This window comes from Streptomyces sp. NPDC001508 (genome assembly GCF_040298665.1).
In the GTDB taxonomy this organism is placed as follows: domain Bacteria; phylum Actinomycetota; class Actinomycetes; order Streptomycetales; family Streptomycetaceae; genus Streptomyces.
This window is the reverse complement of the sequence record NZ_JBEPAP010000008.1, coordinates 187323-213256: the sequence shown is the minus strand read 5'-3', so window position 1 is coordinate 213256 and position 25934 is coordinate 187323. Positions and strand designations below refer to the sequence as shown.

24 protein-coding genes and 1 tRNA gene are annotated in these 25934 nt (G+C 70.1%); 18 read left to right on the top strand and 7 right to left on the bottom strand.

The features are described from left to right. Positions 1-674 precede the first annotated feature (674 nt). Complete coding sequence (locus ABT245_RS11165) at positions 675-1136, top strand: GntR family transcriptional regulator (protein ID WP_351731649.1); 462 nt, start codon at positions 675-677, stop codon at positions 1134-1136. Between the two features lies 1 nt (position 1137). After that, positions 1138-1704: an HD domain-containing protein gene (locus ABT245_RS11160; protein ID WP_351731647.1), complete on the top strand. Its 567-nt coding sequence runs from the start codon at positions 1138-1140 to the stop codon at positions 1702-1704. On the opposite strand, the gene ABT245_RS11155 is transcribed toward ABT245_RS11160, so the two are convergent. Together ABT245_RS11155 and ABT245_RS11150 are read right to left on the bottom strand one after the other, a co-directional pair. Beyond that, the gene (locus tag ABT245_RS11155) at positions 1692-2165 is read right to left on the bottom strand and encodes an NUDIX domain-containing protein (protein ID WP_351731644.1); all 474 of its coding nucleotides are present in this window, start codon (positions 2163-2165) and stop codon (positions 1692-1694) included. The two genes, ABT245_RS11160 and ABT245_RS11155, sit on opposite strands and share 13 nt — an antisense overlap. A gap of 2 nt (positions 2166-2167) precedes the next feature. Then, positions 2168-2935, bottom strand: a complete 768-nt coding sequence (locus tag ABT245_RS11150; RefSeq protein ID WP_351731642.1) for an XRE family transcriptional regulator — start codon at positions 2933-2935, stop codon at positions 2168-2170. An 865-nt stretch (positions 2936-3800) separates the two neighbouring features. Between ABT245_RS11150 and ABT245_RS11145 the strand changes: the two genes are divergently transcribed. From ABT245_RS11145 to ABT245_RS11070, 16 genes are all read left to right on the top strand, one after another. Further along, positions 3801-3968, top strand: a complete 168-nt coding sequence (locus ABT245_RS11145; RefSeq protein ID WP_351731639.1) for a hypothetical protein — start codon at positions 3801-3803, stop codon at positions 3966-3968. Between the two features lie 101 nt (positions 3969-4069). Further along, on the top strand, positions 4070-4279 hold the full coding sequence (locus tag ABT245_RS11140; RefSeq protein ID WP_351731636.1) for a hypothetical protein: 210 nt from the start codon (positions 4070-4072) through the stop codon (positions 4277-4279). 201 nt (positions 4280-4480) lie between these two features. After that, complete coding sequence (locus ABT245_RS11135; RefSeq protein ID WP_351731633.1) at positions 4481-4750, top strand: DUF6284 family protein; 270 nt, start codon at positions 4481-4483, stop codon at positions 4748-4750. After that, positions 4747-5013 (top strand): hypothetical protein, encoded by a 267-nt coding sequence (locus ABT245_RS11130; RefSeq protein ID WP_351731630.1) that lies wholly within the window; start codon positions 4747-4749, stop codon positions 5011-5013. Before ABT245_RS11135 ends, ABT245_RS11130 begins: the two co-directional genes overlap by 4 nt. Next, entirely contained in the window at positions 5010-6296 is a 1287-nt protein-coding gene (locus tag ABT245_RS11125) for a hypothetical protein (RefSeq protein ID WP_351731627.1), read from the top strand. Before ABT245_RS11130 ends, ABT245_RS11125 begins: the two co-directional genes overlap by 4 nt. Continuing rightward, complete coding sequence (locus ABT245_RS11120) at positions 6296-6679, top strand: RRQRL motif-containing zinc-binding protein (protein WP_351731624.1); 384 nt, start codon at positions 6296-6298, stop codon at positions 6677-6679. Before ABT245_RS11125 ends, ABT245_RS11120 begins: the two co-directional genes overlap by 1 nt. Before the next feature lie 13 nt (positions 6680-6692). Next, positions 6693-7010: a hypothetical protein gene (locus ABT245_RS11115; RefSeq protein WP_351731621.1), complete on the top strand. Its 318-nt coding sequence runs from the start codon at positions 6693-6695 to the stop codon at positions 7008-7010. Between the two features lie 2 nt (positions 7011-7012). After that, a complete protein-coding gene (locus tag ABT245_RS11110) occupies positions 7013-7312 on the top strand; it encodes a hypothetical protein (protein ID WP_351731618.1) in 300 nt (99 codons plus the stop codon). Positions 7313-7404: 92 nt separating this feature from the next. Then, the gene (locus ABT245_RS11105; RefSeq protein ID WP_351731615.1) at positions 7405-9522 is read left to right on the top strand and encodes an ATP-binding protein; all 2118 of its coding nucleotides are present in this window, start codon (positions 7405-7407) and stop codon (positions 9520-9522) included. A 204-nt stretch (positions 9523-9726) separates the two neighbouring features. Continuing rightward, complete coding sequence (locus ABT245_RS11100) at positions 9727-10191, top strand: hypothetical protein (RefSeq protein ID WP_351731612.1); 465 nt, start codon at positions 9727-9729, stop codon at positions 10189-10191. Between the two features lie 16 nt (positions 10192-10207). Further along, positions 10208-10498, top strand: a complete 291-nt coding sequence (locus ABT245_RS11095) for a hypothetical protein (protein ID WP_351731609.1) — start codon at positions 10208-10210, stop codon at positions 10496-10498. Between the two features lie 91 nt (positions 10499-10589). Next, positions 10590-11750 carry a DNA cytosine methyltransferase gene (locus ABT245_RS11090; protein ID WP_351731606.1) on the top strand — a complete coding sequence of 387 codons (1161 nt, stop codon included), beginning with the start codon at positions 10590-10592 and terminating at the stop codon, positions 11748-11750. Continuing rightward, positions 11747-12586 (top strand): bifunctional DNA primase/polymerase, encoded by an 840-nt coding sequence (locus ABT245_RS11085; protein WP_351731604.1) that lies wholly within the window; start codon positions 11747-11749, stop codon positions 12584-12586. Before ABT245_RS11090 ends, ABT245_RS11085 begins: the two co-directional genes overlap by 4 nt. Positions 12587-12588: 2 nt before the next feature. Beyond that, positions 12589-14064 (top strand): AICE element replication initiation protein, encoded by a 1476-nt coding sequence (locus tag ABT245_RS11080; RefSeq protein ID WP_351731602.1) that lies wholly within the window; start codon positions 12589-12591, stop codon positions 14062-14064. A 460-nt stretch (positions 14065-14524) separates the two neighbouring features. Then, positions 14525-14725 carry a helix-turn-helix domain-containing protein gene (locus tag ABT245_RS11075; protein WP_351731599.1) on the top strand — a complete coding sequence of 67 codons (201 nt, stop codon included), beginning with the start codon at positions 14525-14527 and terminating at the stop codon, positions 14723-14725. Positions 14726-14790: 65 nt separating this feature from the next. Beyond that, on the top strand, positions 14791-16197 hold the full coding sequence (locus tag ABT245_RS11070; RefSeq protein WP_351731597.1) for a tyrosine-type recombinase/integrase: 1407 nt from the start codon (positions 14791-14793) through the stop codon (positions 16195-16197). A gap of 42 nt (positions 16198-16239) precedes the next feature. On the opposite strand, the gene ABT245_RS11065 is transcribed toward ABT245_RS11070, so the two are convergent. The 5 genes from ABT245_RS11065 to topA form a co-directional block, all read right to left on the bottom strand. Continuing rightward, a tRNA-Thr gene (locus ABT245_RS11065) sits at positions 16240-16316 on the bottom strand. A gap of 107 nt (positions 16317-16423) precedes the next feature. Then, the gene (locus ABT245_RS11060) at positions 16424-18013 is read right to left on the bottom strand and encodes an alpha/beta hydrolase (RefSeq protein WP_351731594.1); all 1590 of its coding nucleotides are present in this window, start codon (positions 18011-18013) and stop codon (positions 16424-16426) included. A 134-nt stretch (positions 18014-18147) separates the two neighbouring features. Continuing rightward, positions 18148-19353, bottom strand: coding sequence for a DNA polymerase III subunit delta' (locus ABT245_RS11055; protein ID WP_351731591.1), 1206 nt, complete (start codon positions 19351-19353; stop codon positions 18148-18150). Positions 19354-19620: 267 nt separating this feature from the next. Then, entirely contained in the window at positions 19621-22812 is a 3192-nt protein-coding gene (gene tmk / locus ABT245_RS11050; RefSeq protein ID WP_351731588.1) for a dTMP kinase, read from the bottom strand. 161 nt (positions 22813-22973) lie between these two features. Then, positions 22974-25832: a type I DNA topoisomerase gene (gene topA, locus ABT245_RS11045; RefSeq protein ID WP_351731586.1), complete on the bottom strand. Its 2859-nt coding sequence runs from the start codon at positions 25830-25832 to the stop codon at positions 22974-22976. Positions 25833-25934: the final 102 nt, after the last annotated feature.

Genomic DNA, 25934 nt, shown 5'->3' with positions numbered 1-25934 from the left:
ACGTCATGCGACGGCCCCACGTCCGCACCGGCGAGACGAACCAGGGCAAACCACCGGATCACCCAACACGATCAGGCTGCGGAAGAATCGAGGTCGAAGATGGTCGCATTTCACCCGTCGGCCCAGGGGCAGCGATAGGCCCCTGATGGAGTGTCACGCACGCCTGTCCACCGGTTGTCCACCGAAACCCATTGCCTATGCCTGGCTCGACTCTCCCAGGTGAGCAGAAGCCCAGCTCAGAGACTCGGACCGTCTATACAGTCACGGAAACCACACCTCCGACCTACGCATTACGATGCACAGACCGCAGGTGCCTGATTTACCCGAATCCCAAGGTCACCGAAATGATAAAACCCCAGGTCAAAGGCCTGACCTGGGGTTTCCCTTAGAGCCGCTTTCGGGATTCGAACCCGAGACCTACGCATTACGAGTTGTCCGATCTTGGTCCGGGAGCGTCCGTGGACGTCCGCGAAACAGGCTCCATGCCTGTTCAAAGGGGGCGTCTGACCCCGGCGGACAGTGGCGGACGGCGACGGAACGAGCAGCAACCGAGACCACAAGTGAGACCGCCCCTGACCTCGTGGGGCGGCTCGCTCAGCCGCTCCACGCTGACGCGGGGACGTGCCACTCTTGACTCGTAAAACTTGACCCGGGTGAGCGGAAGGGGAAAACGAGTGGCGCAGCAGGCAAGCCCTCGGGGGACTTTCCTGGAGATCGCGGCGGAGGTAAAGGCCCTGGTCGCGAGCGATCCGGAGATGACGAAGCTGCCGACGGTCGCAGACCTCAGGCAACGTCACGGGGTCTCGCGCGGTGTCGTACTCCGAGCGTTCGAGGTTCTTCAGAAGGAAGGCGTTGCCGAGCCCGTACCGGGCGGACGTTGGCGTGTCGTCCGGGCAAGCGAGCAAGCCGACCGCCGACCGCTGGAAGAGCGCATCGCGGACATCGTGACGAAGGACAGGCTCGAAGCAGGGGCAGCGTTCCCCAGTGCTTCCGCCTTGGCGGAGAGGTTCGGGGTCTCACGCCCCACGGTGACCAAGGCGCTCGACAAGTTGGAAGCCGCCGGCGTGCTGGCGAGCGGGGGGCAAGGCAAGGTGCGGACCGTCCGTGCCGTGCCGATTCGAGAGGAGCGTTTGTAGCTTGTCGGAGTTGACGGAGTGGGCCTATCCCCTCGCTGAGTCGCTGCTCGCCAAGCCGCTACCGCGTCGGTGGCGGCACTGTCAGGGCGTTGCCGAACGGGCGCGCGTCATCGCGCCCATCCTCGGGGAGGACGCCGAACTGTTGGAAGCGGCGGCCGTACTGCACGACATCGGGTACTCACCTGACCTCGCCAAGACGGGCTTTCATCCGCTCGACGGGGCACGCTACCTCCGGGACGTGGCCAACGCTGATGAGCGGGTCGTGAACCTGGTCGCGCACCACTCCTGCGCATGGATGGAGGCAGAGGCGCGAAACTTGCGCGACGAGTTGGAGGGCGAGTTCCCCCGCGAGGCCGCGCACCTCAACGACGCCCTCTGCTTCTGCGACATGAACACCACGCCGGACGGTACGCCCACGAACTCCATCGACCGAGTGAACGAGATCACCGGACGGTACGGGCCGGACAGCCTGATCGGGACGTTCATCCGGCGCGCGGAACCCGAAATCCTCGCGAGCACATCGCGCGTGCTCGAACGGGTGGCAGCCGTCAAGCGTCAGCCGACGTAGGGGCTCGGGCGCGTCCGGTCCATCGCGTGTTCGATCCGGAGCCGCATCGTGGGGTGGATGTCGAGCTTGGACAGGTCCGCCGGGGCGACCCAGCGGACCTGTGTCGTCTCGTTGCTCGTGCGCACCTCACCCCCGACCGGGCGGGCGCGGAAGCAGATACTGAACTGCTGACGGACTTCACCGTCGTCGTACTGCATCACGTGACCGGGGTCCGTGTAGATCCCGGACATGTCGACAACTTCAGCCTTGATGCCGGTCTCTTCCCAGACCTCGCGCACCACGGTGTCGCTGATGGACTCCCCCACGTCGTGCCCCCCACCGGGAAGTGCCCAACGTCCGTTGTCGGATCGCTGGATCATCAGCACCTCGCCCACATCGTTCTGCACGAACGCCACGACGGACGGCACGACCGAGTTAGCCGGCGGGGCCTCGGGGTCATGCAGGTAGTCGATACGTCCCATGATCAGGCTCCCGTGATGCTCGCGATGTCGTCGGCTGTGACCTGGCGTGCGTTCTCCCAGGTGTGTTCGATGCTATTCGCGTACGTCTCGAACAGTCCGCTGTCCGACAGGCGACGGAGATGGAACACGGGGGCCATGTAGGCGCCGATGCCGTAGACGTGCGGGTTCACCAGCATCTCGTCATCAGATCGGTAGATCGAGTTGTACAGAGTCGAGTCGTGCAACCGGAAACCGATGTCCGGGTGACTCTTCATGAGCGGCCTGTAGAGCACCAGGGCGTTGCGAATCTTGCCGTCCATGATCTGATGCCCCTCGTCTATGCCGCGCTGCCGGACGGCCGCACAGCCGGGGTTTCCGAGCAGGATGCGTACCTGGACGCCCGCTGCCACCTTCGCTCTGAGAAGATCGTGAAACAGGGGGTCTTCCGACAGGAAGAGGCCGGAGTAGACCAGCACATCAAGGTACTTCTGAGCCCTGCCGTACAGCTCGCGCCAGAGGCCGGAAGGCACCGTGTGCCGGTGCGGGTAGACCGTGCCAATCTCGGCTTTTGTCAGGTCTGTCGCCGTGTCGACCGTACGAGCGTCTTCCCACAACGTCGTGACGTCGACCTTAAGCGCTGCGGCCGTCGCGAACTGGTGGCGCCGGTAGGGCACTTTCCCCTGCGTGATCCAGCGTTCGACCGTCTTCGGGTTGACCTCGATCGCATCAGCCAGTGTCTGAACCGTCATGTTCCGGGCTAACAGGGCGGATCGCAAACGTTCGTTGGGCATCTGCACCCCCGGTGGGACGTCTAGGGACTTCTCGACGGTAGCCAGAACTCCCCGAAGTGTCCACGCATGGGGTGACCAACTCCCCTGACCTGCGGCGATTCTGATGGTGCGCCAAGAAGTTCCGGCGTGAAACCAAGAAGTTCTGCGGCCCTACTTGACGCACCCCCATGCAGTACCTGTAAAACAGGTACTGCACCGACTGAGAGGCCCAGAAGGGCTTCATCAGCCGCAAGCGACAACTCCACAGCGTGATCCGCCACAGATGTGACGGCCGTGACCATGCCGGCCGAGGTGAGCGGAGACCAGTCGGTCATCTCCCGTCAGGGACACGCGCCGACTCAAAAGAACGGATCTGCCCAAGGGCACGCACGCCGCGCGAAGAGACCGAGATTGCGATTCCTCGGAAGAGCGGGACTGAGGCACAGATCCATATCGCGCAGTACGGGTCGTCACCTCCCGCAAAAGGTGTCCGGCGCGGCTCAGGCCCGCGCACCTCTACTTCCGCCGCTTCTGAGCTGCGGCCGGTTGCCTCCGCTGCTCGTCTCGTACGAGCAGCGCTGAGGGGAGCCGGAAGGGTTCCACACAAGAGCGGTCCCTCGGGGGGGCAACCCGGGGGACCGCATACAGACACCTGTGCTGGAGGCATCTGTAGTGCTGAGTCTGACAGATCAGGAGCGCGACGAGTTGTCGCGGAAGAACGCTGAGCAGAACAAGCGCAGCGAGGACAACGCCCGTGCGCGGGGTGGTCGTTGATGGCCGACACCGAGCACGGGAAGACCAAGCCGCCGCTTCCCGTCCGTCCCCCTCGCCCGCACCCGCACGCGGCCGGTCGCCCGGCCGCGGGAGCTCCCGCGGGGGTGCGCTGATGGGGACCGATCCGGCGGCATGGCACCTGCAAGCCCACGCCGACGCGTCGGCCGCCGACCTCGGCCGACAGGACCCTGCGCCGACCGAGGCTGAGCTGGCCTGGCAGCAGCAGGAGATCCGCACCGCCTACGAGGACGCTGCCCACCTGACCGAACAGCCCCGGTAACACCCACCACCTACAGCCCCGGCAACCAGCCGCGAGGGCGCCCGCTCGAACCGGGCCCGGGGCACGCACCGCACACACCGCCAACCCGAAGGGAAATCGCAATGGGCTTCTTCAGCCGCAACCCCAAGATCTCTGCCCTGGAGACCGAGGTCGCGAACGCCCGCGACGAGCAGAAGGCATACGAGCGCGATCAGAGGCTCTCCGGTTATGACCAGAGCAACGGCATCCGGATCCAGCAGGAGCGGATCGACCGGGCCCTCGACGAACTGCGCACCGAGCAGGAGATCGAGAAGTACCGGGCCAAGGACTGACCACAGCCCACAGCCTGAACGGCCAGCCCCGGCATCCAGCCGTGAAGGGCGCCCGCTCGAACCGGGCCCGGGGCACCGGCCGTCATCGCACGGCCCGCCGCACCGCATGCATGCGGCTTCCACCATCAACGGCGCGCGGCTCCCGGGGTGCCACCCGGGAGCCGCTGTCGGGCCGTTCCACCGTGAGAGGAACCACGACCCGTGGAGCACATCGTCACTGTTCAGGACGCTGTTACCGCGTTCGCCGACTGGATCGAGCCGACGAACGCCGAGCTGGACGCGATCGAGCGGGAGATGCCGGTCATCCTGGCCGGCGTCGACCTGTTGGACGCGCAGATCATCACCATGGACCGCACCCCGACCGAGCTGGACACCCGTCGGATCCGCCGTGCTCTGGCGCGGGTGCTGGCCGAGCGGCGCACGCTGGCCAACCGCACCGCCGGCAACGTCGCGTCGGACGGTGCGGCGTGAACGACGACACCCGCGAGTTCCTGGCCGCCGTCCTGGAGGCCATCAACATTCCCGCACCGGCCACCTTCGGCGACCTCGAAGCGTTCCAGCTCCTGCTGGAAGACCGTGTGCTGGATGCGGTCGTTGCCCTGACCGGCGCGTTGGGCGAGCCGCCGACCGCCGACTGGGGACTGGGCTGGCACACCGATTACCTGCGTAAGCAGCTCGCGAAGAAGCCGCCGACCACCTACCGCCACTACGACGCGGACGGGGGTGCGGGATGAGCGCGACGCTCGACTACCGCGCCGAAGCGCGGGCGGACCGGGCGGCGCAGGCAGAGCAGCGCCGGTTGGACGCTGCGGCTGCTGAGCAGCGTCGGCAGGAGCGGCAGCGTGCTGAGGATGCGCGGGCCGACCGGCTCGCGCAGCAGCGGTCCGCCGACAGGGACCGCCGCCGGGCCGACCGTGCCCAACGGCGCGGGCAGGCGCTGGCCCCGCAGAACGTCTACCGGACCGGGACCCTGGCCCTGGTGGTCGCTTCGGGTCTGGCGTCGCTGCCGGCGCAGGTGCTCCACTTCGTGGACATCTCCCCGATGCTGCTGCCGCTGCCGCTCGCCCTGGAGGGCGCGGCGTGGGTGATGGCCGCGGGGGTGGCGTTCGCCGACTCCCGGAACCTGGCGGCGCGGGTGCGGTGGCTGCTGCGCCTGTTCGTCGTGGCGGCGGCCGGATTCGCCGCGTCCGTCAACTACGGCTATGGCACCAGCCTTCCCGGCCTGAGTGCTGCCGAGCAGTCGACCGCCGGAATCGGTCTGGCAGCGGTCACCCTGCTGGGACCGCTGCTGTTCGAGATCCGGCAGTGGGTGTGCACGCTCGCCGCCTCCGAGGACGACACTCCCGAGGCGCGGAAGATGCGCCGGCACACCCGACTGCGCCGCCGCCACCACCGGGCCGTGGCCCGTACCGCCGACCGACTCCTGTCCGCCGCCCCCTTCGGCACCCTCCCGACCGAGGAGGCATGGGCGCAGGCATGGGCGATCGAGACGGGGGCCGACTGCCCCGGCATGACCCCCCAACTCCACCGCCGCGCGGTGAAGTCGGCCGCCACCCTCGAAGCCGCCCTCACCCCCGACCCGGAAACCGGCCGGAAACGCAAGAAAATGACCAGGAACGGGGCGGAACGGTCTACGGCTGACCTGCCCGAACCGGCATCGGCGCCCACCGCGCCGGTCCGGCTGGTACTGCCCGCCCCGCTGCCGGTCGACCTGGGCAAGTCCAGCGCCCTGGCCAAGCCGGTCCGGGCCGTTCCTGCTCCGGTCGGGTCGGCTGTGCGCCGGGCGGTGGCCGCTGAGTCGACCCGACCCCGCCGGGCAACGGGTCGGGTCCCCGAGGCTGCCCGGCCGACCCGACCCAAGCGCACCCCGGAAGACCTGCTGAACGAGGCGAAAACGGCGACGGCCGACTGGCCGGACAACCGGATCACGGCCGAAGGGCTGCGCCGGGAACTCCACGTGTCCCAGGCGAACGCCCGCCTGCTGCGCGACGCCCTGCTCGCTGAGCGGGCCGCCTGATGTCCGCCGCATGGGGCAAGTGCTTCGACCCGGCCGGCGCCCGCTACGGCGTCCCCACCTACCCGTGGCGCCTGGCGCCGGACGGGCTGGCGACCCGTCGGCAGTTACGGGCCAAGGGGCTGCGTCCGGGAGGTCAGCCGATAGCGGCGCAGGTCATGCGGATCAACCGCCGTACCGGTACGCCGCGGGTCAGCTACCTGTACCGGGTCGACCGGGCGCTGCCGGTCCGGCCGATGACGTCGCGGAAGTGGGGCGCGCTCGCCCTGGCGATGCTCGCCCGCCGCACCTGCCCGAAGTGCCGCATCACCTACAGCTACTGCATGCCCCGCTCCCTCGGCATGTGCGTGCTGTGCGCCTTCCCCGACCAGCCCCCGAATCCGTAAGGAGCACCTGACCATGGGCAAGCCCGACACGCGTCGCCTGGACAAGGCGATCCGGGAGACCACGCGCAAGCTGGAAGCGGTCCACAACCGGGAGCTGTGGCCCCTGAACGGTCGCGAGCGCCGTGCCGTCCTCGCCGCGTTGGCGGGCGGTTCGTACCGGATCGTCAAGGGCCGCAGCACCGGCAGTGCGGAACAGCGGATCGATGCGGCATGGAGTGCTGCCCAGACCCGGCTGACTGCCGAGATCACCGCGTTGCAGAGCGAGCGGGCCCGGATCGTGACCGAGAACGCCAAGGCCAAGGCCACCAAGAAGTCCTCCGGGTGGTGGTGAGCATGGACGCTCGTTGCCCCGCCGCCCACCCGGACGACCCGACTCCCTGTGACGGCCCGGTCGTCGTGACCGTGCTGGACGCCCACAACGCCGGCGCCGACGGGTGCGAGCACCACGCCGCCCGCCTGCTCGCATCCCTCCACCGGGGCCGCGTCTACCCCCTGCCCGGCGCTGCGGCCGGCGCCGCCATCCGCGTGTTCAAGGCCGCGGACACCATCCGCCCGTTCTGCTGGATCGACGGCCCGCGTACCGACCCGTCCCAGCTCAGCCACGCCGAGATGCGCGCCCTGCGCAACCACTGACCGCCACGGACCCCGCCCGCACCGCCACCGGGCGGGGTTTCTTCCCCTTCTCAACTTCCCGCCCCGTCGGGGCAGTCAGGAGTCTTCCCGCTATGAGCGGCACTGTCGTTCACCTGCACAAGAACACCGACCCCCCGGCCGGCGCGGATGCGCCGACCGTGCTCACCGTCGTCCCCGACCCGCCGCCGGCACCGGTCGCACCGCTGTGGGTGCGCTCCGGACGCGCCATCAAGACCGCGGTCACCCATGAGGCGACCCGGACCGGTGCCCGCGTGGTCGCCCGGCACACCCTCTACGTGGCCGGCGGGGCCCGGATCGTCGCCAAGCGCACGTGGGACGGACGGACCGCCGCCCGCTACGAACGCATGCTGCGGACCGCGGAAGCCGCCGGGAACCACGAGGCCGCTGCGGAGTGGGAGGAACGCGGGCAGCGTTACCGCGAGGCACGCCACCGCCGCCGCATGGAGCTGCTGCACTCCCCGCTCGATGCCGCCAAGGGCGCGGCTATCAGCGCCGGTATGGGTATCGGCGGGCTGGTCCTGCTCGGTATCGCCATGGCGACAGCCACCAAGGACGCCACCGAAGTCGTCACCCCCCTGATGGCGGTCATCAAGTTCATCAACCTGATGATCACGATTGCCCAAGTGGTGTGGGGACCGGCCCTGACGATCGGCCCGTTCCTCGCCCTGCTCGCCCTCTGGTCGGTCGGCAGCAAGCAGCAAGCCGCCCCGAACTGGGCGCTGCCCGCGAACGCCCGGTCGGGCGAGGGTGAGCCCATCACTCCGTCGATCGTGGTCAAGGCCCTGCGTGACCTGGGGGTTCCCGCGCTGCGCAACGCCATCAAGGAGATGGGCGACGCCGGCGCGAGCATGCTCGGGCCGATCCGGATCGCCGGATGCGGTGTGGAAGTCGACGTCACCCTGCCGTCCGGGGTCTCCACGAACGAGGTGCAGAACAAGCGGCGCAAGCTCGCTGAGAACCTGACCCGGCACGAGCACGAGGTGTTCATCACGATCCCCGAGGCGGCCCGCACGGTCCGGTTGTGGATCGCGGATTCGGGGGCGCTGGATGAGCCGATCGGCCCGTCTCCGCTGGTCACCGACGACACGATGACCGCCGACTACACCAAGGGCAAGGCGCCGTGGGGGCAGGACCTGCGCGGGGACGCCGCAGCGCTGAGCGTGTATCAGCGTCACCTGCTCATCACCGGGTTGTCGAACCAGGGCAAGACCGCCGCGCTGCGGGCGCTGGCGTTGTGGCTGGCGCTGGACCGGTCGGTCGAGTTCTGGATGGGCGACCTGAAGGGCGTGGGCGACTGGGCCATGTTTGACGGGCTCGCCACCAAGCTCATCCAGGGTCCGACCGACGACCACGTCATCCAGGTCACCGAGATGGTCGAGGACGCGGTGGAGGAGATGAACCGCCGTATCCAGGCGCCGCCCGGCACGGTGTTCCCGCCGCTGATCGTGATCGTGGATGAGGCGCAGGTCGCGTTCATGTGCCCGGTCAAGGACGAGGACAAGCGCCCGTACGGCGGGTCGTCGTCCACGTCCCGGTACTTCATGGCCGCCCGGAAGATCCACAACCAGGGCCGTGCTGTGAACGTGCTGCTGTGGCAGGGCACCCAGGACCCCACCGACCAGAACCTTCCCAAGCTGGTCCGCGAGGGCGCGCATACGCGTGCGTCGCTCGCTCTGGGTACGGAGTCGCAGGCCCGGATGGCGCTGGGGGACAAGGCCGTGGACGGTGGCGCGGCCCCGAACCTGCTGCGCCCGGGGCTGGACCAGGGGACCCTGGTCGTTGCCTCCGACGGGATCGAGATCCCCAAGGGGCAGTCGTCCATCACGGTGCGCACGCACTACATCAGCACCGACGACGCGAAGGAGATCGCCGCCCGCGCCAAGGCCATGCGGGACGGGGTGACCACTCTGCACGTCATCGAGCGGGGCGAGGAACACGACCCGCTCGCCGACATCGCCGCAGTCGTCGGCGACGCGCCCCGCGTGCGGACCAAGGACGTCCTGGCATGGCTCGCCACGCGCAACGGCGACGCCTACGGCGACTGGTCGTTCATCGATCTCAAGCGCGTCCTGGACGACGCCGGCGCGGAGCCGTACAAGTCCGACGGCGTCATGGTCGTCGCCCGCGACCGGGTTGCCCGCGCCCTCGCCAACCGCGACAACCAGGATTCCGCTTCCGCTTCCGAGTGACAGGGAGGCGACCCCCGGCGGGTCAGGGAGGCAGGGAGAACTCCCTGACCGGCTCCCTGACCCGCCTCCCTGGCCTTGACCTGCAAATTTGATCGTTCAGGGAGTCAGGGAGGCACCCCAGGCCAGAGCCCTGAAACCCCCCTCTCAGCGCCCCCGTAGGGGGGTGCCTCAGCCTCCCTGAACCCTGTTCGGAAGGGATTCCGCATGTTCCCCGACCACACCCGCCACGCCCCCGCCGCCGGGGCCGTGGAAGTCCACCAGCCCACCCCTATCACCCCCGCCGCCGTCCCGGCGCCGGTCGTCCCTGTCCAGCCGCACACGGTCCCGGCGGTCGCCAGTGTGGTCCTGCCGGACGGACGGGTCGTCACCGGCTACGCCATCCCGGCAGCACAGCCCGAACCGGTCGTCACCAAGCCGGCCGTCTCCCGCGCCGCGGTGAACGTCGCTCTCGGGGGCGTGGGGTTCCTCGCCGTGTGCGGCGGCCTGCTCCTGCTCACCTCGTTCATCGCCGCCCTCACCGCGCTGATCAGCCAGCTCATCATCCTCGCCGCCGTCATCTTCGGCGGCTGGATCGCCATCCAGGTCTTCACCGCACGCGGCCACCGTGACGCCGGTACCACGGTCACCATCCGCAAAGCGATCTTTAAGCGCAACCACTTCCACGGCTGACAGGAGACCAACCCCTATGCCCCGACTCCGCATCCACGTCGACGGCTGGACACACCGCGCACTGGTCCTCACCGACACCCCCGACCCCGACTGCCCCACCTGTCAGGGCGAGGGCGGCCACGCGTACGACTACGGCGACCACAACGGCGAATACGCCGGCACCGAATGGGAGCCCTGCGGCTGCTGGAACGAAAACCGCCGCTGGACCCTACTCCCCCTCCCGCGCCGCCCCGGATGGCTGCGCCGCCGCAACACCGGCCGTGACCCGTGGGGGCCCGGCGGCTACAGCAACGAACCGCCCTTCTAGCTACGCCAAGGGCGGCCCCCACCATCTCGCCAAAGATCCGGGGCCGCCCTTGCCAGCCAGCATCCATCGAAGGAACTGGAGATCTCCCAGCATGACGCAACCCACCGACATCCGGCGAGTGCCCGGCTCGCCACCGACGATCCTCGCCCTGTGCGCCGGCTACGGCGGACTGGAAGCCGCCATCCGGGCCCGCATCGGCGGCCAGGTCGCCGCCTACGCCGAGAACGACCCGCACGCCGCGACCGTGTTCGCCGCACGCCACCCCGGCGTGCCCAACCTCGGGGACATCCGCAACGTCGACTGGGACCAGGTCCGCGACCTCTACGCGCCGGACGTCATCGGCGCCGGCTTCCCCTGCCGCAACACCTCCAACGCCGGACAAAGGGACGGGATCAATGGCCAGTGGTCGCGGGTCTGGAAGAATGTCGCTGAGGCTGTGGGCCACATTCGACCGCGCCTCGTCTTCCTGGAAAACGTGGCGGCGCTCCGCTCGCGGGGGCTGGATGTCGTCGCCGCGGACCTGGCCGCGATCGGGTATGACGTCCGGTGGACATGCCTACGAGCTGGTGACCCCGAAATCGGCGCCCCGCACCCGCGGGACCGGTGGTTCGCAGTTGCCCATCCCGCTGATGCCGACCCCCACCACCTCGGACGGCACTGGCGGCCCCGGCACCTCGCCGAACCGCAAGGGCGGGATGAACCTGCGCACTGCGGTCACGAAGCTGCCCGCACCACCGGCGAAGGAGTGAAGCTGCTGCCGACGCCGGCAGCGCGGGACTGGAAGTCGGGGGCGTCGAACCTGCTCGGCAAAAACGCCCGCCCGCTCAACGAGTTCGTCGTGAACCTGCTGCCCACGCCCAAGGCATCGGACGGTCCGCACGGCGGTCCCAACCAGCGCGACACGTCCGGCCGCTACTACCTGCCCGGCCAGGCCGTGCGGCTCGATGACCGGTGGGTGGCCAGTGACGGCACCGACTACGGCCCGGCCATCCGCCGGTGGGAGCACGTCACCGGCCGGCCGGCACCCTGCCCGACCGAACCCGGCACCCGCGGAAACCGGCGCCTGTCACCGGCATTCGCCGAATGGATGATGGGCCTGCCCGCCGGCTGGGTCACCGCCGTACCCGGCATCCCCCGCAAGAACCAACTCATGATCATCGGAAACGGCGTCGTGCCCCGCCAGGCACACCACGCCTACGGCCTCTTACTGGGCGCCTCCCTGGCCACACCGGCTCTGGAGGTGGCGGCATGAGCGAGCATCTGCGCACGGCTCTGCGTCTGGCGGCCGATGGCCTGCCCGTGCTGCCCCTGCGGCAGGGGAAGCTGCCGTTCGGGAACTGCCCGGCCTGCGCGCACAACGCGTGCGGGGGCCGGCCGAACATGAAGACCCCCGGACCCTGCGCCTGCCCGCAGCCGTGCCACGGCTGGGCCGCCGCCACCACCGACCCCCATGTCCTCACCTCCCCCGGGTGGGCGCCGGCGTGGCGGCACGCGGCGACGGTCGCCTACCACCCTGGCGGCGCCGGCGTGACCGTGGTCGACCTGGACGACCCCGCCGCCATCGCATGGGCCCGCGAGATCCTGCCCGCCACCCGGACCGTGACCACCACCCGGGGCGAGCACTGGATCTACCAGGGCACCATGCCGTCATCGAACGCCGTCCGCCCCGGCGTCGACATCAAGTCCCTTATGCAGTACGCCCGTTGGCTCGGCCCCGGCAACGGCGCCACCGTCGCTCTCCCGGACACTGTCCGCGCCCTGGCAGTAAAGGAGCCGTCCCCCGCCCGCAGGGCGCCACAGACGCTCACAGTGCCTCTGAGGGGCGGTCAGGGCGAGTGCCCGCACCGCACACCCGCGTTCCTGGAACGGGGGGTTGCCATGGCCGTGCAGCGCATCAGTGAGGCTTCCAGCGCGGTGCACGCGACCGTGTACCGGACGTTCCTCGCGGTGCTGTCCCGGCACGGCCGGTGCGGGTGCCTCACCGACGCCCACGTGAACCGGCTGTTCACCGCCGCGCAGGCCAAGGGCGAAACCGCCAGGCACTGCACCGACGCGTGGACCAACGCCCGCACCGCACTGGGGATGTAGCCATGTCCGAGGACGAGAAGACTCCGGCCCGTCAGATCATCACCGACTACGCACAAGCGCACTTCCGGTACTTCCGCACCATCGACGGCACCGTGTACGCGCAGAAGAACGGCCACCCCGTCGCCCGGCCCATCCGCTCCCAGGGCACGACCGGCAGCCACCGGCAGGAACTCATGGTCGGCCTCTTCAAGGACGGCATCGGCGTGTTCAACGGCACGGCACTCAAGGAGGCACTCGACTTGATCGAAGCACTCGCCCTGACCGAGGACGTACAGCCCACCCACATCCGCGTGGCGCCCGGGTTCAACGGCGCGACATGGCTCGACTTGGGCCGCACCGACGGGCAGTCCGTCCGTATCCACCCCACCGGATGGGACATCCTCACCCCCGACCCGCAGGAAGTCTGCTGGCGGCGCACCCAGCTCACCGGCGAACTCCCCCTGCCCGCCAAGGACACCAACGGCAAGGGCATCGACCTCCTGCTCCGCCTGTGCAACTTCGCGAGCGCCGAGACTGAGTGCCTGGCCATCGCCTGGCTCATCGGCTGCCTGGAGCCGTCCGTGCCCGTCCCCGCACCGTTCCTCACCGGCCCGCAGGGGGCGGGCAAGTCCACCGGCGGCCGAATGCTCGTGCGGATCATCGAAGGGATGAGCGGCGACCTGCGCCGCGCGCCGAAGGACGAAGAGAACATGATCACGGCCGTCGCCGCCGGATGGGTCACCGCCCTGGACAACCTCTCCCACCTGCCCCCGGACCTGTCCGACCTCATGTGCTGCATCGTCACCGGCGCCGAGAGCATCAAGCGTGCACTCTTCACCGACGGCGACGTCGTTCGCTCCCGATACCGGCGCCCCATGCTCCTGACCGGAATCGACGTCGGCGTCATCCGCCCCGACCTCGCCGAACGCCTCCTCCCGCTCCGTCTCGTGCGGCCCCGGGTGCGGCGCACCGAGGCGGAGCTGTGGGCCGAGTACGCGGAGGTGCTGCCCGTCGTTCTCGGCTCGCTCCTGGACCTGACGGTCAAGGTCCGTGCGGTCGAGGCGGAGACCCCCACCGATCTGCGGATGGCGGACTTCGCCCACCTGTGCGCGCAGCTCGATGCGGCTACCGGCTTCGGCTCGCTGGCCGCGTACCGGGCCAGCCTCGATGACCTCAACGACGACGTCATTGAAGGAGATCTGCTGGCTCAGACGGTTCTGCAGTACGCCGCCGGGCTCGACGCGGGCGCGGAAGTCCGTATGACGTCATCGGAGTGGCTGCACTGCCTCACCAGCCTCTACAGCGGCGAGGAGTGCCGTCCCCTGCCCAAGGGCTGGCCCACCACCGGCAAGGTTCTCTCCGACCGGCTCAAGCGGCTACAGCCGACCCTCGCCGCACGCGGTGTCCTCATCGACTGGGGCCGCACCCGCTCCGCCCGCTACATCGAGATGACCCGCCCCGCCGGTCCGCCCCCGCACGAGCAGGAAGCGGCGTTCTGACCTGCGCCACCACGGCGCTGCACCGAACAAGCAAGAGGAGCACCCCCGGCCCAGCGTGCTCCTCTTGCTGTTCCGGCGGCGGCCGCCGTTGCACAAGACGCGCCGCGCAGCGGCTCCTTCTTCACGTCCTGAGCCGCGCACCACCACAGACACCACCCCTTCTCTTTCCTAAGAGAAGAGACACTACGTCACCCACGTCACCAGCCACACGAAACCGATCCCTGACCAGCGGCTACAACGATGACGCACGACGGCCAAACCTGCGTCATCCCGCGTCACCCGTGTCACACGTGACAGAGCCCCGCCCCCACCTGTGACACGCCCCAAGCCGCCCGCGTCACCACATAAACACAGGTCAGACCCGCAAATGACGTGCGTGACGCGATGACGCAGAAATCCCCACCTCGGACACACGCAGCCTCCTGAGAAGCCCCCAAGAGCGCCTGAGGAGTACGCCCCGATGAGTACCCCCGTACTGGCCCACACCCAGTTGCTCTACACCCCGGAGGAAGCCGCCAAGGTTCTCCGCCTCGGCCGTTCCACCGTGTACGAGCTGATGGCCACCGGCGACCTCAAGTACGTCAAACGCGGCCGATCCCGCCGCATCCGCTGGGACGTACTTGAGGCATACGCGAACAGCCTCGAACTGCTGCCCAACTGAACAAGTCCACCCCTAGGCCGCCCCGGACCCCTGCTCCGGGGCGGCTTCCTGCATGGAGGAGTGCATTGAGCACCCGCAACCCCAACATGGAGTCGTCCATCTATCTGGGCAATGACGGCTGGTGGCACGGCCGCGTGACCATGGGCGTCAAGGACGACGGCAGTCCCGACCGGCGCCATCGTCGTGCTCGGACGGAAGCCGAAGTGAAGCGCAAGGTCCGCGAGTTGGAGGATCTACGCGACAAGGGACGCGCGCCCAAGGCCGGTCGCAAGCCGACCGTAGAGAAGTGGATGAACACCTATCTCACCGACATTGCGTCCCTGAAGCTCAAGCCTCGCTCCCTGGACGACTACTGGTCCAAGACCAGGAACGACATCATCCCGGGTATCGGCAAACACCGACTCGACAAGCTCCAGCCGGAGCACTTGGAGCGGATGTACCGCGCCATGCTCGACGAGGGACACGCGCCGTCCCATGTCCTCAAGGTGCACCGCATCCTGTCGCGTGCTCTGAAGATCGCCCACCGTCGCCGCCTGGTAGTTGAGAACGTGGCGACACTCGTAGACCCTCCGACCGTTGACGAGACCGAGGCGAACCCGTTCACAAGCGAAGAAGCCAAAGCGTTCCTGGAGGCTGCGGCCAAGCGCCCCACCTTCATGCGCTGGTGCGTCGGCGTCGGCATGGGCTTCCGGCAGGGCGAGACCCTTGGCCTCAGGTGGCCGTACGTCGATTTCGAGAACGAGCTGTTCCGCCCTCAGTGGCAGCTTCAACGGCTCACGTGGCGGCATGGGTGCAAGAACCCTCAGGCATGCGGTGCGAGGTTCCACCGGTTCGAGCCGTGCCCAGACGGCTGCACCACCCACAAGGGCTACAAGCGCGGCTGTCCGAAGCCGTGCCCGGAGGGCTGCACGGGGCATGCCCGTGCCTGCCCCGACCGGAAAGACGGTGGATTGGTCTTCACCCGCCCCAAGACCAAGAAGAGCCGGAATGCCGTGCCGATCCCGCCGCCGTTCATCCCCTACCTGCGCGAGCACAAGGCGCAGCAGGAAGAGGTCCGCGCCGAAGCGGGGGACGGGTGGGAGGATCACAAGCTGGTCTTCTGCCGTTCGGACGGGCGGCCCCTCGATCCTCGTCAGGACTGGGAGGAATTCAAAGAACTCCTGGCGGAAGCCGGGATCGATGACCGCCGTCTGTACGACGGCAGTCGCCACACCGCCGGCACGATCCTGAACGAACTCGGGGTCGACATGCCCACGATCATGGAGATCCTGCGGCATACCCAGATCAGTCAGACCCGGCGGTATGTCCAGGGTCGGTCGCATCTCTCGAAGGACGCGATGCGCCGCATGGGGGACCACTTCATGCCCCGCCCGACCAGTGCGGACCCCGTGCCGGAACCTCCATCTGAGACCAGAACTGAGACCGCCGATAGTCGCGCGGCCCGCGCCAAGCGTCGTCGTCGCGTCCGCTGAACGAAAAAGCCCAGCTCGGAGGCTGTCTGAGCTAGGCTTCGGTGGAGCCGCTTTCGGGATTCGAACCCGAGACCTACGCATTACGAGTGCGTTGCTCTGGCCATCTGAGCTAAAGCGGCATGCTGCCCGCAACTAGGGTGCGATCGGCAACGTCGGTAAGTCTACACAGTTTCCGAGGGTGCTTCGTACACGCCCCGGAGAGGCGGCCTCCGGGGCGTGCGGCGGGCTATGAGCAGCGTTTTCCGTTGGCCGGAGGGGTTCCCTCCAGCAGGTAGGCGTTGATCGCGGAGTCGATGCAGGCGCTGCCGCGGCCGTAGGCGGTGTGGCCGTCGCCGGCGTAGGTGAGCAGGCGGGCGGAGGAGAGCTGGTGGGCGAGTGACTTGGCCCAGGGGTACGGCGTCGCCGGGTCGCGGGTGGTGCCCACCACCACGATCGGGTCCGCGCCCTCGGCCTCGATGCGGTGCGGCTCGCCCGTGGCCCGCACCGGCCAGTACGCGCAGTTCAGGGACGTCCAGGCGAGGCCCTTGCCGAAGACGGGGGATGCCTTCTCAAAGGCCGGGAGCTCCTTCTCGACCTGCTCGGGGTTGTCGAAGGCGGGCGGGAGGTCGAGGCAGTTCACGGCGGCGTTGGCGAACATCAGGTTTGTGTACTGGCCGTCGCCGTCACGCTCGTAGTAGCTGTCCGAGAGCGCCAGCAGGCCGGCTCCGTCATTGTTCTTCATCGCCGAGGTGAGCGCTTCGCGCAGCCGCGTCCAGGCCGCCTCGTCGTACATGGCGGCGATCACCCCGGTGGTGGCGAGGGCCTCGCCGAGCCTGCGGCCGTCCGTGTCGCCGGCCGGGACCGGGTGCGCGTCCAGCTTGCGGAAGAAGGCGGCGAGGTGGTCACCGACCTGGGCCGGGGGCGTGCCCTTGCCGCCGAGCGGGCAGTCGGCATGCCGGACGCAGTCCTTCGCGAACGCCTGGAACGCGGTCTCGAAGCCCCTCGTCTGCTCCAGGTTCAGCTGCCGCGCGGACAGCGACGGGTCCATCGCGCCGTCCAGGACGAGCCGGCCCGCCCGTCCCGGGAACAGCCCGGCGTACGTCGCGCCGAGGAGGGTTCCGTAGGACGCGCCCACGTAGTTCAGCTTCCGGTCTCCGAGCACCGCCCGCAGGATGTCCATGTCCCGGGCGGCTTCCACCGTGGACACATGGCGCAGCAGCCGCGACGAGCGGGCCCCGCAGCGCTCCGCGAACTTCTTGTACCGCTCGACCAGCGCGTCTGTCTCCTTGCGGTCGTCGGGCGTGGTGTCCGTCTGCGTGTACGCGTCCATCTGCCGCCCGTCCAGGCACTCGACGGGCTCGCTGCGGGCGACGCCGCGCGGGTCCATCGACACCATGTCGTAGCGGGCACGGACCTCGGCCGGGTAGCCGATGCCGGCGAACTGCTGGAGGTAGCCGACCGCGGAGCCGCCCGGGCCGCCCGGGTTGACGAGGAGCGAGCCGAGCGGCCTGCCCTTGCCGGTGGCCTTCTTGCGGGCGACGGCGAGCCGTACGTCGCCCGCGTCGGGCTTGGCGTAGTCGAGCGGCGCCTTCAGCGTCGCGCACTGGAAGCCCTCGACGCCGCAGTCGCGCCAGGCGAGCTTCTGCCCGTAGTACGGCGCGAGCGCGGGCGGTGTCGAACTCGGCAGCGGGGCCAGCGCGGGCTGTGCCGCTTCACTGGTCGCCGTCATCGAGCCGCCGGCGGAGCACGCGGTGAGGAGCAGCGCGGCCGCCGTGAGGGCGGTGGCCAGGGCGCGGGCCGTGACCTTGGTCGGGCGGGGGGTTCGCCTGGTGTGCATCAACTGAGCGTAACGCTGAGCGACGTACCGGACGCGATGCGTGCTCTTCATGGCTCTTACGGGTGATGACGTCAACGATGCGATGGCCTGACCCCTGGACGAGTGAGCGGCGAGTCCGCGACCGGCGGCCGGGGTCAGCCCGCTCTCAGTGCCATCGTCATCGCCTCCACCGCGAGCAGCGGCGCCACATTGCGGTCCAGAGCCTCCCGGCACGCGGAGATCGCCTCGATGCGGCGCAGTGTCGCCTCCGGTGAACTGGCGTGCGCCACCCGCTCCACCGCCTCCTCGGCGTCCGTGCTGGCCATCGCCACGCGGGAGCCGAACTGGAGGGCGAGCACATCGCGGTAGAAACCGGTGAGGTCGCCGAGGGCGACATCGAGGCTGTCACGCTGCGTCCGGGTTCTGCGCCGCTTCTGCATGTCCTCCAGGTCCTTGATCACGCCCGCCGTGCCGCGCGGCAGCCGTCCGCCCTGGGCCGCGCCCAGCGCCGCCTTCAGCTCCTCCGTCTCCTTGCCGTCCGTCTCCTCGGCGAGTTGCTTGGCGTCCTCGGCCGCCGCGTCGACCAGTTGCTGGGCCGCCTTGAGGCAGTTGCCGACCTCGTCGAGGCGGAGCGGCAGCTTCAGCACGGAGGCGCGGCGCTCCCGCGCGGCCGGATCGGTGGCCAGCCGGCGGGCCCGGTCGACATGGCCCTGAGTGGCGCGGGCCGCCGCGGCGGCCACGTCCGGCTCGATGCCCTCGCGGCGGACGAGCATGTCGGCGACGGCGTCCACCGACGGTGTGCGCAGGTTGAGGTGGCGGCAGCGGGAGCGGATGGTGGGCAGCACATCCTCGATGGAGGGCGCGCACAGCAGCCAGACCGTGCGGGGCGCGGGCTCCTCCACGGCTTTGAGTACGGCGTTGGCCGACTTCTCGTTCAGCCGCTCGGCGTCCTCGACGAGGATCACCTGCCAGCGGCCGTTCGCCGGTGCCGTGAAGGACTTGCGGACGGTGTCCCGCATGTCCTTGACGAGGATCTCGTTGCCGACCGCGGCGACCGTGGACACGTCCGCGTGGGTGCCGATCAGCGCTGTGTGACAGCCGTCGCAGAACCCGCAGCCGGGGGCGCCGCCGAGCGCGCGGTCGGGGCTCACGCACTGCAGGGCCGCGGCGAAGGCCCGCGCCGCCTGGTTGCGGCCCGCGCCGGGCGGGCCGGTGAACAGCCACGCGTGCGTCATCCTGGACGCCTCCGGCGGCGGCGCGTCCGTGGCGGCGGCGGTGACGAGGGCGTCGGCGTCCCGGGCTGCCGCGTCGAGCAGCTCGCTCACCTTCTCCTGCCCGACGAGGTCGTCCCACACGGTCATGGGTCACTCCGCCCTTCCCTCACGTTCCGCATTCGGAATCCATTGTGCGGGTGCCCACTGACAACGGGTCGCCGACCGCCTTCGCCGACCGTATGCGCGGGCCGTATGCGCCAGCCACATTCGGTGACCACATTCGTGAACCGCATTCGGTGAACCGCATTCGGCGACGGCATCCTGCGGCCGGCATCCTGCAGCTGGCCGGTCGCGGCAGAACGCGTACCAAGTACACGCCCAGTACACGCCCACGCGGCCGGCGCCGCGGGGCGGTCAGCCGCGCCGCCCCCGGTCCCGCCGGTCCCGGTTCTCGTCGTACTCATCGGCCTCGTAGGACCCGAGCAGTTCGTCCGCCAGGGACGGCAGGTGGTCCAGCGGTGTCTCCTCGGCCCAGTCGGGCCGCGGGCGGCGCCGGGCCGCGCCGCCGGACTCGGCGTCTGCCTCTGCGTCGACCTGCGGCATCTCGCGCGTACGGTCCTCGGCGTTACCGCCCGCCGCCGAAGGCCGCTCCTCCCGGAAGAAGTCCCGCGGGACACGGTCCGCCGGATCGTCGGCCGGTACGGGCGGCAGCACGGCGGTCTCGTCCGCCGCGCCCGGGGTGACCGGCGGCAGCACCGCCGTCTCGTCGGCGGCCCCCGGCGCGACCGGCGGCTGCGGCAGCTTCGCCGTCACCTCGGACTCGGACTCCGCCTGCCGGCCGGGTCGGGCCCCGCCGTCCCGCTCCTCGCGCACCGGCCGCAGCACCGCCGTCTCGTCCGCCCCGGGCCTCACCACCGGCGTCTCCACGGTCGTGGCCTCCGGCGTCACTCCGGGAGCCGCCGGCCGAGGTGCCACGGGCTGCTGGGCCACGGCATCGGCCGCGGCCGCAGCCTCGGCGGCCCGGCGTCTGGCCTCCTCGGCCCGCAGCAGCGCCTCTTCGGCCTTGCGCTGCTTCTCCTGGCGCCGCGCCTCCTCTTCGGCGCGCAGCCTGGCCTCCTCCTCGGCCTGCTTGCGCCGACGCTCTTCCTCGGCCTTGCGGCGGGCCTCCTCCTCGGCACGGGCCTTCTCCTCGGCGAGGAGCCGCTGCCGCTCCTCCTCCGCCCGGCGCCTGGCCTCCTCGGCCCGCTGCCGGGCCTCTTCCGCCTGCCGTTCGGCCTCGCGCCGCTGCGCCTCCTCCAGCTCGCGCTGCTTGCGCTCCTCCTCCTCGGCCCGCAGCCGGGCCAGCTGCTCCTGGCGCTCGCGCTCCAGGCGCTCCTCCTCGGCCTTGCGGGCGGCCTCTTCCTCGGCCTTGCGGCGGGCCTCCTCCTCGGCGGCCTTGCGGGCCTCCTCCTGTGCCTTGATCTCGGCCTCGGACAGCGGCAGCACGATGTCGAGCCGGTGCCGGATGACGGTGGTGACGGCCTCCGGTTCCTGGCCCGCATCCACGACCAGGTAGCGGCCGGGGTCGGAGGCGGCCAGCGTCAGAAAACCGGCTCGCACACGCGCGTGGAACTCGGCGGGCTCCGACTCCAGCCGGTCCGGGGCCTCCGTGAACCGCTCGCGGGCGGTCTCCGGGGACACGTCCAGCAGGACGGTCAGGTGCGGGACCAGCCCGTTGGTCGCCCAGCGGTTGATCCTGGCGATCTCGGTCGGGGACAGGTCACGGCCCGCCCCCTGGTAGGCGACCGACGAGTCGATGTAGCGGTCGGAGATGACGACCGCCCCACGCTCCAGCGCGGGCCGCACGACCGTGTCGACGTGCTCGGCGCGGTCGGCGGCGTACAGCAGCGCCTCAGCGCGGTGGGACAGTCCGGCCGACGACACGTCCAGCAGGATCGACCGCAGCCGCTTGCCCACGGGGGTGGCTCCGGGCTCGCGGGTGAGCACGACCTCGTGCCCCTTGGCCCGGATCCACTCCGCGAGGGCTTCGGCCTGGGTGGACTTCCCGGAGCCGTCGCCGCCCTCCAGGGCGATGAAGAAGCCGTTCGCGGCGGTCGCCTGCGCCGGGTCGTCGCCGCCGAGCAGCGCATCGCGCAGGTCCTGCCGCAGCGGGACGCCGGCCCGGTCGTCGACCTTGGCCAGCACCAGCGCGGCCACCGGCAGCAGCAGCGCGCCGACCAGCATCAGTGTGAAGGCGGCGCCGCCGTGCGCGAACACGAACCTGCCGTTCTCCAGGCGGTGCGGCCCGATGAGAGCGGCCACCAGGGGCGCGATCAGCGCGCCGATCGCCACGAAGACCCGGACGACGGCGTGCAGGTGCTCGGTGATGCGCGGCCGGCGGTAGTCCTCGGTCTCCTGGTCCAGCAGCGCGTGCCCGGTGTTGGCGGCCACGCCCGCGCCGACCCCGGCCAGCGCAACGATCAGCACCACACTGGTGACGTCCGGGACGAGCCCGGCGACGAGCAGGGCCACACCGGTGAACGCGATGGCCAGCGACAGCAGCCGGCGGCGCGAGAGCGACGGCAGGACGGCGGGGGCGGTACGGATACCGACGACGACTCCGCCGGTCAGCCCGAGCACCAGCAGGCCGTAGAGCACGGGGCCGCCACCGAGTTCCGTGGCGTGCAGCACCGAGACGGCGACGGCGGCGGAGACGGCCCCGGCGACGGCGGCGCAGGCCGGCACCAGCAGCGGGATCGCGCCCGTGCGGCCCTTGTCCACGCCGGTCCCGGTCCTGGGGCGGCGCAGCCCTTCGAGCGGGGACCGCGGGCGCGGCGTACGCGTGCCGGGCAGTTCCAGGAAGGTCACCACCGACAGGGACGCGGCGAACAGCCCGGCCGCCACATACGAGCCGAGCGCCACCTGGTGCTGGTCGAACCAGGCGACACCGGTACCGAGCAGGTTGTTCAGGAGTGCCCCGACGACCAGGGCGGCGGCGGCCAGGGGTACCGCGGCGAAGCTCGTACGCAGCGCAAGCCGGCGCAGGGCGTCCATGTGGTCCGGCAGCGGCCGCACCGTCGCGCCCTCCGGGGGCGGGGCGGGCAGCAGCGCGGGAGCCGCGCTCTCCCGGCACACGGCCCAGAAGCGCTCGGCGACGCCGGTGACGAAGACGGTCACCAGGATGACGGCGAGCGCGTTGTCCGGTGTCCAGTCGATCCACAGCGGGGCGACGATCAGCAGCGCGGCCCGCAGGCCGTCGGCGCCGACCATGGTCCAGCGGCGGTCGAGCGGGCCTTCCTGGGAGGTGAGGGAGGCGAGCGGGCCGAGGAGGACGGCTCCGAAGAGCAGCGTCGCGAGGATGCGGGCCGCGAACACGGCCGTCACCGCGAACGCCACGCCGCGGTAGCCGTCGCCGAAGGAGCCCTCGGCGATGGCCGCCTGGAGGGCGAGCACAACCAGCACCAGCAGCGCGAGGGTGTCCCCCACGCCGCCGACCAGCTGCGCGCTCCACAGGCGTTTCAGCTCCGGCTGGCGCAGCAGGGCACGGACGGCGCGCTCGCGGGAATCCGCCACGAGTGCGTCGTCGGGGGTCGTGCTGTGGGCCGTTGGCTGCTCGGCTCGCGTCATGCGTTCAGCCTATCGGCAGCCACTGACAGCCAGCGGCGGCCGTCCGAACGTGCGCACGCCCCGACACCAAAGTGATGCCTGGGCGTGCCCTTTACGCACCGGATGGACGCGATGTGAGGGCCGACGACGCCGACCCACGCCGGCCCCGCCGTCCTGGGCCGTCAGTCCTCCACGGACGCCTTGGAAGCCGTCGCCTTCTTCGCGGTGGTCTTCTTGGCCGTGGTCTTCTTCGCGGCGGTGGTCGCCTTCTTGGCCGCCGTCTTCTTCGCCGCGGTCTTCTTCGCCGGGGCGGCCTTCTTGGCGGCCGTCTTCTTCGTCGTCTTCTTGGCGGGGCTCTTCGCCCGCTTCTCGGCGAGCAGTTCGAAGCCGCGCTCCGGGGTGATCGTCTCGACGCTGTCGCCGGAGCGCAGGGTCGCGTTGGTCTCCCCGTCGGTGACGTACGGTCCGAAGCGGCCGTCCTTGACGACCACCGGTTTGCCGCTGACCGGGTCCGCGCCGAGTTCCTTCAGCGGCGGTTTGGCGGCGGCGCGGCCACGCTGCTTGGGCTGGGCGTAGATCGCCTCCGCATCCGCCAGCGTGATCGTGAAGAGCTGGTCCTCCGACTGCAGCGAGCGCGAGTCCGTGCCCTTCTTCAGGTACGGCCCGTAGCGCCCGTTCTGCGCGGTGATCTCCACGCCGTCCGCGTCCGTGCCGACGACCCGCGGCAGCGACATCAGGCGCAGCGCATCCTCCAGCGTCACCGTGTCCAGCGACATCGACTTGAAGAGCGAGGCGGTGCGTGGCTTGACGGCGTTCTTGCCCGTCTTCGGGGTTCCCTCGGGGAGGATCTCCGTGACGTACGGGCCGTAGCGGCCGTCCTTGGCGACGATCGGGCGGCCGGTCTCCGGGTCGGTGCCCAGGGAGCGCTCGCCGCTCGGCTTGGCGAGGAGTTCCTCGGCCAGTTCGATGCTCAGCTCGTCGGGCGCCAGGTCCTGCGGGATGTCGGCGCGCTGGTGCTGCTCGGTGTCCTTCTCGCCCCGCTCGATGTACGGGCCGTAGCGGCCGACCCGCAGCACGATGTCGTTGCCCACCGGGAACGACGACACCTCGCGCGCGTCGATCGCCCCCAGGTCGGTCACCAGCTCCTTGAGGCCGCCGAGGTGGTCCCCGTCGCCGTTGCCCGCGTCGGCCGCGCCGCCCGTGGCCGTGCCCTCGCCGAAGTAGAAGCGCTTCAGCCACGGCACGGCCTTGGCCTCGCCGGCCGCGATGCGGTCGAGGTCGTCCTCCATCTTGGCGGTGAAGTCGTAGTCGACGAGCCGCCCGAAGTGCTTCTCCAGGAGGTTGACGACGGCGAAGGACAGGAAGGACGGCACCAGGGCCGTGCCCTTCTTGAAGACGTAGCCGCGGTCGAGGATCGTGCCGATGATCGACGCGTATGTCGACGGGCGGCCGATCTCGCGCTCTTCCAGCTCCTTGACCAGGCTGGCCTCGGTGTAGCGGGCCGGGGGCTTGGTGGCGTGCCCGTCGACCGTGATCTCCTCGGCGCTCAGCGCGTCGCCCTCGGCGACCTGCGGCAGTCGGCGCTCACGGTCGTCCAGCTCGGCGTTCGGGTCGTCGGCGCCCTCGACGTACGCCTTGAGGAAGCCGTGGAAGGTGATCGTCTTGCCGGACGCGCTGAACTCCACGTCCCGCCCGTCGGCGGCCGTGCCACCGATCTTCACGGTGACGCTGTTGCCGGTCGCGTCCTTCATCTGGGAGGCGACCGTCCGCTTCCAGATCAGCTCGTAGAGCTTGAACTGGTCACCGGTCAGACCGGTCTCCGCGGGCGTGCGGAAACGATCACCCGAGGGCCGGATCGCCTCGTGCGCCTCCTGCGCGTTCTTGACCTTCCCGGCGTACGTACGCGGCTGGGACGGCAGGTAGTCCGCGCCGTACAGCTGGGTGACCTGGGCACGGGCGGCGCTGATCGCGGTGTCGCTCAGCGTCGTGGAGTCCGTACGCATGTAGGTGATGTAGCCGTTCTCGTACAACTTCTGCGCGATCTGCATGGTCGCCTTCGCGCCGAAGCCGAGCTTGCGGCTGGCCTCCTGCTGGAGCGTCGTCGTGCGGAACGGGGCGTACGGCGAGCGGCGGTACGGCTTGGACTCGACGGACCGGACCGCGAAGCGGGTGTTCTCCAGTGCGGCGGCGAGGGCGCGGGCGTTCGCCTCGTCGAGGTGGAGGGTGTTCGCGCTCTTGAGTTGTCCCAGGGAGTCGAAGTCGCGGCCCTGCGCGACCCGCCTGCCGTCGACGCTCTGCAGGCGGGCGACGAGCGACGACGGGTCCGACAGATCCCCCGCGCGGCCGGATGGGGGTCCCCCCGCGGGAGCGAAGCCGACCGTGGGGGAGAAGGTGCCCGTCAGGTCCCAGTACTCCGCAGAACGAAAAGCGATGCGGTCGCGTTCCCGCTCGACCACGAGCCGGGTGGCGACGGACTGGACCCGGCCGGCCGACAGGCGCGGCATGACCTTCTTCCACAGGACCGGCGAGACCTCGTAGCCGTAGAGGCGGTCGAGGATGCGGCGGGTCTCCTGGGCGTCGACGAGCTTCTGGTTGAGCTGGCGCGGGTTGGCGACGGCGGCGCGGATCGCGTCCTTGGTGATCTCGTGGAAGACCATCCGCTTGACCGGGATCTTCGGCTTGAGGACCTCCTGGAGGTGCCAGGCGATCGCCTCGCCCTCCCGGTCCTCATCGGTGGCGAGGAAGAGTTCGTCGGAGTCCTTCAGCAGGTCCTTGAGCTTCTTGACCTGCGCCCTCTTGTCGGCGTTGATCACATAGATGGGCTGGAAGTCGTGCTCGACGTCCACGCCGAGGCGGCGCACCTCGCCGGTGTACTTGTCCGGCACCTCCGCGGCGCCGTTGGGAAGGTCGCGGATGTGCCCGACGCTCGCTTCGACTACGTAGCCGGGGCCCAGGTAGCCCTTGATCGTCTTCGCCTTGGCAGGCGACTCGACGATGACGAGTCGGCGGCCGCCCTGTGCGGTCTCGCTGGTCGGGGACAACTTCGCTCTTCTCTCCGGTCGACGCTTGGGGCCTCCCCAGGTCATTGTCCCGGGGTCGGGTGGTGGTGACGCTGCGGAGTGTGACGGTACATCCCGCCCCCG